This window comes from Methanoregula sp., assembly GCA_041645435.1.
In the GTDB taxonomy this organism is placed as follows: domain Archaea; phylum Halobacteriota; class Methanomicrobia; order Methanomicrobiales; family Methanospirillaceae; genus Methanoregula.
This window is the reverse complement of record JBAZQB010000016.1, coordinates 1-6,565: the sequence shown is the minus strand read 5'-3', so window position 1 is coordinate 6,565 and position 6,565 is coordinate 1. Positions and strand designations below refer to the sequence as shown.

At 52.2% G+C, this 6,565-nt stretch carries 10 protein-coding genes; 6 read left to right on the top strand and 4 right to left on the bottom strand.

Features of this window, described 5'->3' with window-relative positions; translation table 11 throughout:
• Together WC593_15830 and WC593_15825 are read right to left on the bottom strand one after the other, a co-directional pair.
• A partial coding sequence (locus tag WC593_15830) for a carboxylesterase family protein (GenBank protein ID MFA4826619.1) occupies nucleotides 1-805 on the bottom strand: 805 nt, incomplete at its 3' end.
• 183 nt (nucleotides 806-988) lie between these two features.
• On the bottom strand, nucleotides 989-1,291 hold the full coding sequence (locus WC593_15825) for a hypothetical protein (protein MFA4826618.1): 303 nt from the start codon (nucleotides 1,289-1,291) through the stop codon (nucleotides 989-991).
• A gap of 407 nt (nucleotides 1,292-1,698) precedes the next feature.
• Between WC593_15825 and WC593_15820 the strand changes: the two genes are divergently transcribed.
• The 4 genes from WC593_15820 (at nucleotide 1,699) to WC593_15805 (ending at nucleotide 3,260) form a co-directional block, all read left to right on the top strand.
• Nucleotides 1,699-1,998, top strand: coding sequence for a nucleotidyltransferase family protein (locus WC593_15820; GenBank protein ID MFA4826617.1), 300 nt, complete (start codon nucleotides 1,699-1,701; stop codon nucleotides 1,996-1,998).
• 69 nt (nucleotides 1,999-2,067) lie between these two features.
• Nucleotides 2,068-2,334, top strand: coding sequence for a HepT-like ribonuclease domain-containing protein (locus WC593_15815; protein ID MFA4826616.1), 267 nt, complete (start codon nucleotides 2,068-2,070; stop codon nucleotides 2,332-2,334).
• 9 nt (nucleotides 2,335-2,343) lie between these two features.
• The gene (locus WC593_15810) at nucleotides 2,344-2,847 is read left to right on the top strand and encodes an ATP-binding protein (protein ID MFA4826615.1); all 504 of its coding nucleotides are present in this window, start codon (nucleotides 2,344-2,346) and stop codon (nucleotides 2,845-2,847) included.
• A gap of 170 nt (nucleotides 2,848-3,017) precedes the next feature.
• Nucleotides 3,018-3,260 (top strand): hypothetical protein, encoded by a 243-nt coding sequence (locus tag WC593_15805; protein ID MFA4826614.1) that lies wholly within the window; start codon nucleotides 3,018-3,020, stop codon nucleotides 3,258-3,260.
• A 267-nt stretch (nucleotides 3,261-3,527) separates the two neighbouring features.
• Here WC593_15805 and WC593_15800 read toward each other — a convergent pair whose 3' ends face one another.
• Nucleotides 3,528-4,961, bottom strand: coding sequence for an MFS transporter (locus WC593_15800; protein MFA4826613.1), 1,434 nt, complete (start codon nucleotides 4,959-4,961; stop codon nucleotides 3,528-3,530).
• A gap of 258 nt (nucleotides 4,962-5,219) precedes the next feature.
• Here WC593_15800 and WC593_15795 point away from each other — a divergent pair, with 258 nt between their 5' ends.
• The gene (locus tag WC593_15795) at nucleotides 5,220-5,393 is read left to right on the top strand and encodes a hypothetical protein (GenBank protein ID MFA4826612.1); all 174 of its coding nucleotides are present in this window, start codon (nucleotides 5,220-5,222) and stop codon (nucleotides 5,391-5,393) included.
• A gap of 309 nt (nucleotides 5,394-5,702) precedes the next feature.
• Here the strand turns inward: WC593_15795 and WC593_15790 are convergent, their stop codons facing one another.
• Nucleotides 5,703-5,885, bottom strand: coding sequence for a hypothetical protein (locus WC593_15790; GenBank protein MFA4826611.1), 183 nt, complete (start codon nucleotides 5,883-5,885; stop codon nucleotides 5,703-5,705).
• Nucleotides 5,886-5,919: 34 nt separating this feature from the next.
• Between WC593_15790 and WC593_15785 the strand changes: the two genes are divergently transcribed.
• Nucleotides 5,920-6,183, top strand: a complete 264-nt coding sequence (locus WC593_15785) for a hypothetical protein (GenBank protein ID MFA4826610.1) — start codon at nucleotides 5,920-5,922, stop codon at nucleotides 6,181-6,183.
• Nucleotides 6,184-6,565: the final 382 nt, after the last annotated feature.

Sequence of the window (6,565 nt, the reverse complement as noted above, 5' to 3'; positions counted from 1 at the left end):
ACTGCTCGGCCTCGCTCCGTGGCCGGAAGACGGTTCCCATTGCATCATCGGAGAAGAACGGGCCGCTCTCGATAATCGCCTGCCGGAAAAGACCTTTGCTCCCCGGGCTCACCAGGTGGGCGTAAATACTGTTTCCCCCCGCAGATTCCCCGAATGCCGTGATCCTTTCCGGGTCGCCTCCGAACGCACCGATGTTCTTTTCAACCCACTTCAGGGCAGCCTGCTGGTCGAGGATCCCGTAATTGCCCGAACTGTTATGGGGTGACTCAGCCGTCAGCTCCGGGTGTGCCATCCACCCGAGTGCCCCGAGCCGGTAATTGAGCGTGACGACAACTACCCCTTTGTTTGCAAGGGGGCTCCCGTCAAAGAGCGCCTGGGATCCAGCCCCGGTCTTCCACGCACCCCCGTGGATAAAGACCATGACGGGTAGTTTTTCGTCAGGGTTCTTTGCCGGTGTCCAGACGTTTAAGGACAGGCAGTCCTCGCTCATGACCGGCATTACATCGAATTCGCCTGATTTCGGCTGGGGACATACTGCACCATACGCAGTCGCGTTCCGCACACCGGGCCATGGCTGCACTGCTGCCGGGGGTTTCCACCGGAGGTCCTTAACCGGGGCCGCTGCATAGGGAATGCCCCGGTAGACTAAAACGCCATTCTCCGTTGTTCCCTGGAGCGAGCCGGCATCGGTTGTTACAACGCCAGCCCCCGGGGAAACCGGGCCGGGCTCAGGATTATTCTGGAGGCACCCGGCAACCAGTACGAGACCGGCAATCAAAAAAAATACCAGTATATAAATTGCCAAATCCGGGATTTTCCCTGCGGTTGTCATGGATATCTGACTTTTTCAGTTGGATTGTGACGAGATTAACCTGTCGGATTTTACCGGGGAATGGTCCCGTTTTACTATTCTCCGCACCCATGGGTATGATATCGCAGCACCAGCCCCGCCCGACCGCTGCCCGGGACTCCGGGAGACCTTCACACCCTAAAAAATCAACTGCTCCGACGGAGGCTTATGGTGCCAGATGGTCAATAGACGATCATTTTCCTGAATTAATTGCGAAAAATGGCGGATTTCGCACACATTTTTTTTAGCAATTCCTGAAATAATCGCCCCGTTTACCCAAATTCGGCATAAAACATCCCCTAAAATGATCCCTATTGGTGCCTTTTGGATGGGCGATCGCTTGCCGGATGGAGGGGAGTTGGTGGAAAATGAAAAGAAGCCCTGTTTTGGGGCCCGAAACGAACCACTCTCACGTCGTTCACCGACGTGAATTTCACGCATCCTTCCGGACCCCTGTTCATGCGAAAAATCCAGGAGTTTTCGATCTGATATCGGAGGATCTTCACTGGGACGGGGGGCGGGTTGGGCTTTGTTTTAATACCTTGAGGGAACGGAGCCGGGGGTGGCCGGGTGGAGGGGGTTGTGAGGTGCTGATAGGAAGGGGGTTTGGAGGTGGGAGTAAGAGGGGAAAGGGAGGCTCCTCATGATCATGGAGGGATACACCTTACCCACCCCATCCGTTTTTATTTTTCCGGGATTGGGTGAGGGGACGGGGCATAACACATACACTTGCCGGAAGGTACCGGGAAATCTCTGGCTCTTTTTTCAAGAGTGAACGAGAGCAGAAAGCAACGGTTCCGCTGTAAGGGAAATGATTATTGTAAGGAACACCAGATAAGAACATGAGAATGTTAACGATAACCCGTGATGAGATTCTTGACCTGCTCAGGTCCTTACAGGATGATCTTACCGCACGGTATAAAGTCCGCAGGATTGGCGTGTTCGGCTCATTTGCCCGGAAAGAAGCACGGGATGACAGCGATGTGGACATCCTCGTCGATTTTAAAGAAGGAGCAGATCTCTTTGATCTCATTGAGCTTTCAGTGTATCTCGAAAAAAAAATCGGGAGACATGTTGATCTTGCTACCCCACGGGCGCTTCGTCCGGAGATCCGTGACGGGGTTTACCGGGATGTTGTGTACGCATGAGGGAATATTCCCTGCTCCTTCATGATGTCTTACAGGCAGCAGAAGCTTTTCCGCGATTTTACTCAGGGAATGTCATATGAAGCATTCGTTGATGATGACAGGACACTTTCTGCGGTGCTGTACAAGTTTGCCGTGATGGGTGAAGCTACAAAACTTTTACCGGAACAGATACGTTTACAGTACCCGGATATTCCCTGGCGGAGCATTGCCGGCCTGCGGGATAAAGTAATCCACGGTTATATTGGCGTAGATTATGAGCTTCTGTGGGAAACGATCTCAAAGAAAATCCCTCTTGTCATTGAGGGACTGCATACAATTCTTGATAATGCCAACTGATGATTTGGCATGACCCTGAAAGTATGGAGACCGGGACGGCTGGCTTCCGGGATCACATTACCAGAATTGTTTACTTCGCATGCATCAATCCTGCGGAACAAGGGAATCGCACAGGTACTGTATGATATCGGCTGGATCGAACGGTGGGGCGGTGGAATACAGAAGATGTGCCGTGCCAGCGCAGAGGCCGGAATCCCTGAACCGGTATTCCAGGAAGACCAGGGCTTCTCGGTACTATTCCGGAAAGATGTGTTTAACCGGGATTATCTCGTGCGGGCAGGATTATCGGAGCGGCTGATATCCGCAGTGCTCTATGCAAAAGAGAACGGGAAAATTACCAATGCGGATTATCAGCGGATCGCTGGTTTATCAGCAGCGACAGCACGACGAGATCTCAAAAATCTTGTTACTAAGGAATATTTTAGAGATGAAGGGTTTACAAAAAAGGGATCTATTACGTCCTCAAACACCGTCAATAAATTATCACGTGACATGGAAATGACGCATAAATGACGCATAAATGATAGTTGAATGAATACGGGCGAGAGCGGAAAGGGCTAAGCATTTCCGGAAAGGAGAGAACCCCTGTTTTTCAGGATCGGACATTCCGGCCCGGGACTTCGGGTGACCTGCACTCCCCAAAACCCACTTCTCCGACGGAGACCTATAGTGCCTTATGAGGAATGGACGATCATTTTCCCGAATTATTCGTGAAATATGACGCATTTAAAAAACACTTTTTAGCAATTCCCGATATAAACGCTCCGTTTGCCAAAATTCGCTATAAAATGGCCCCTAAAATGATCCCTATTGGTGCCTTTTGGATTGGCGATCGCTTGCCGGATGGAGGGTCGTTGGTAGAAAATGAAAAGAAGCCCTGTTTTGGGGCTCGGAACAAAAAACCCTCACGTCGTCCACCGACGTGAATTTCACACATCCTTCCGGACCCCCTGTTCATGCGAGATATCCAGGAGTTTTCTATCTGATATCGAGTGATCTTCATCTTGATGGGGATAGGTTTGGGCTTTGTTTTTGCTATTTGAGGGGACGGAGGTTGTGGCGTGGCCGGATAAGGGGGGTGGGGAGTGTTGATAGAAAGGGGGGCGAGGGTGGTTTCAGAGCGGGTGGGATCGTGTGAAATTTTCATAGCGAAGTCTGACTAAAAGTTTTCAATCAAAGTCCGGTTGAAAATTTTACGGCAAGGGGTGCGGGCGCTCCTCCAGCTCCTCCAGGGAACGTCCGGTCATATCGATCCGTGTCAACCAGGTCACAACGAAGGCGATGAGGCAGATGATGCCCATGATGATAACCGTATAACTGACGCCGTACGATGATTTCATCAGCGGGACGAAGATGATCCCGCAGGCCGCACCGATCTTGGCAAACCCTGACGCAAAACCGTGTGCGGTTGCGCGGAGACGGGTAGGGAAGAGCTCCGCGGGGAGGAGGAATGTCGTTGCATTCGGCCCCCAGTTCTGGAGGAGGTTAAAGAGACCGAACCCGACAAACGCGAGGGCGATGATGGTCTCGGAACCGGACGCTGATGCGGCTAGGATGAACAGGCCGGCCGCCATGCCGATAAAACCTGCAAGCTGGAGCCGGATCCTGCCAAGCTTCTCAACGAAGAGAATATTGAGAATAAAACCGAGGATTAAAAAGACGTCGAGTAACACCGTATACCCGGTCGAGTAGAAATCCTGTGCTATGAAATTGAGCCCGGTCGCGTGCGTGCCGAGCATGGATGCGATGAGGATGGGGCTAAATATCCCGACACCGTAAAAGGCAAAGTCCATGAAAAACCACGGAACCGTGATGAGAATGGTCTTCTGCAAGTTCTTTTGGGTGAAGAGTTCGGCATACGAGCTCATGAAAGATGGCCTTGCCGGTTCTTTTTCCGGCTTCTTTTGCACAATATCTGCCACCGGGGGCTTGATCCCCTCCTTCATAGTGAAATCCGGTATCATGTAGCGGACAACTCCCACCGCGAGTTTCCACTCCCTCCGCTGGATATGCCACCGGGCGCTCTCCGGGAGACCCCGCCGTAGTACAAGGATCACGAGTGCGGGAACGGCGCCGGCAACCATCATCCAGCGCCAAGACGATTCAGATGGGTAGAGGGCAAGGATGAGGAGCCCGACACCGGCAGCAACGAAGATACCAACTGCCTGGAAGCTGAATGCGGCGATCAGCATCCTGCCCCGGATCCGTTTCGGCATGAACTCACTGACATAAGAGGCACAGGCCGGATAGTCTGCGCCGATGCCGACACCCAGGAGGAACCGGAAGAGGATGAGAGACTCTATGTTCCAGGCAAATGCCGACAGGACTGCAAAGATGATGAATATGAAAAGATCTGCAATAAAGACCTTCTTCCTGCCGAAACGGTCGCAGAGCTTACCCCCGATGAGCGCCCCGAAGATCGCTCCGATGACCGCTGCAGCCCCAACTATGCCTTGTTCGAGTGGCGTTGCGGAGAACTGGACGATAATGAGCGGCAGGGCAATGGACAAGACGAAAAGATCAAACCCGTCAAGGAAGATCCCCATTGATGAGAGGAACCAGATATGGGCATGCTTCAGGGTGAACGGGGAATCATCCATCGCTTCGGTAAGTATTGTGCACGGCATGAAAATACTCTGAAACGTCGTTTTGTGTCATCTGTTGTTGAAAACAATATACTTTTCTTTTGATGCTTCTCCTTCACCAGGATCGTTGTAAATTAACCTGTAATTCACATTGGATGTGCGTTTGACAGGATTCATTTGCAAAATGAAAACCAGAATGTGGAGGCTGCTGTATGACCGGTGGGGGTGCCCCGGGACCTGAGGTGACCTGCACTCCCTAAAATCCATTCTCCGACGGAGACCTATGATGCCAGATGAGGAATGGACGATCTTTTTCCCGAATTATTCGTGAAAAATGACGTATTTAGTACACACCTTTTAGAAATTCCCGATATAATCGCCCCATTTGCTCAAATTCGCTACAAAATGACCCCTAAAATGATCCCTATTGGTACCTTTTGGATGGGCGATCGTTTGCCGGATGGGCTGGAATAGGGTCAAAGGGAAAGGAAGGGCGGTTTTGGGGGTAAAACCGAAGTGCCCTCACTTCGTCCACCGACGTGAATTTCACGCATCCTTCCGGACCCCCTGTTCATGCGAGAGATCCAGGAGTTTTCTACAGAATTGGGGGTGATCTTCTCCGAGACGGAGATCCGTTGGGCTTTGTTTTGGTACTTTGAGAGAGCGGATGCCTTAAGGATCAGACCCCTGTAGCGGCAAATAAAAGGAGGGACGGTTTTCCGGAGGAGAGTAGCGATGGTGCACCGGGGTCCTTCGTCAGAGAAAACCAGCATTATGGGGAGTTCAGGAACCGTGCCGGCCTGAATCTGCCGGCAGTTCCCCGGCTTTTATCTGCACCCACCGCCGCACGGGGCTCACCAGAAAAGGGGCGACAAAGAGAGCTGCGATGCCGACACATCCGCACCACCACTCGGGCACTGACGGGAATGCAAGGACCCGTATGCCGATATATGGGATCGCGGCCAAACTAAAGATCAGGATTTACCATACGGTGAAAAAAATGTCAGAAAAATCCCCGCTCACCCGCCTCGTCCTCTTCATCGTCTGCTTAGCGATCGCCGCCACCATCGTTGCCGGTGCCCACTACCTTGCTGTTGACCTCCCGGCGCAGGAAACTGCATTGCATCCCCCGGCCAACAGCGAATCGTGTACCATTAGTTACAAGGGATCCTGCGCCTATATCCGCGCCACTATATGCCGTGTTGGCGGGACTGATCTTGACTGGCTTAATTCGTGTATGAAAGATTACGGCTGCTGCGAATAGGAATGGGACGGGGAGCCGAACGCGGGGACGAGGAGCCCCTGCATCCTGCAGCCACCCGGAACTGCAGTTGGAAGATCATGGCAGAAAAAAATCCATTTCACCAATCCTGATATACAGTCCTGCCGGTTCGAACCGGGAACGATCGGGAAAGTCAGGCCCTATATCGACCCGACGCTCGTGAAGCAGCTGCCTGAAGAGAATGAACCGGGTGGTGCAGAGAAAAATCCGGGTACGACCAACGGAATATCGTCAGGTTTTTTTAAAGGCCCGGATAATGTATTGGAATCATGCGATTTTTTTTTACCATTATTCTCCTGCTCGTTGCCGCGACGCTGATGGCTGGATGCACTACATCTGACTCGGAGGCCGCAGCATGGAACGA

Bases quoted from the DNA above. Each gene is read 5' to 3' on its own strand.
- WC593_15825 (MFA4826618.1), bottom strand. From the start codon at position 1,291: ATGCGTGAAATTCACGTCGGTGAACGACGTGAGAGTGGTTCGTTTCGG.
- WC593_15820 (MFA4826617.1), top strand. From the start codon at position 1,699: ATGTTAACGATAACCCGTGATGAGATTCTTGACCTGCTCAGGTCCTTA.
- WC593_15815 (MFA4826616.1), top strand. From the start codon at position 2,068: ATGTCATATGAAGCATTCGTTGATGATGACAGGACACTTTCTGCGGTG.
- WC593_15810 (MFA4826615.1), top strand. From the start codon at position 2,344: ATGACCCTGAAAGTATGGAGACCGGGACGGCTGGCTTCCGGGATCACA.
- WC593_15805 (MFA4826614.1), top strand. From the start codon at position 3,018: ATGGACGATCATTTTCCCGAATTATTCGTGAAATATGACGCATTTAAA.
- WC593_15800 (MFA4826613.1), bottom strand. From the start codon at position 4,961: ATGCCGTGCACAATACTTACCGAAGCGATGGATGATTCCCCGTTCACC.
- WC593_15795 (MFA4826612.1), top strand. From the start codon at position 5,220: ATGGACGATCTTTTTCCCGAATTATTCGTGAAAAATGACGTATTTAGT.
- WC593_15785 (MFA4826610.1), top strand. From the start codon at position 5,920: ATGTCAGAAAAATCCCCGCTCACCCGCCTCGTCCTCTTCATCGTCTGC.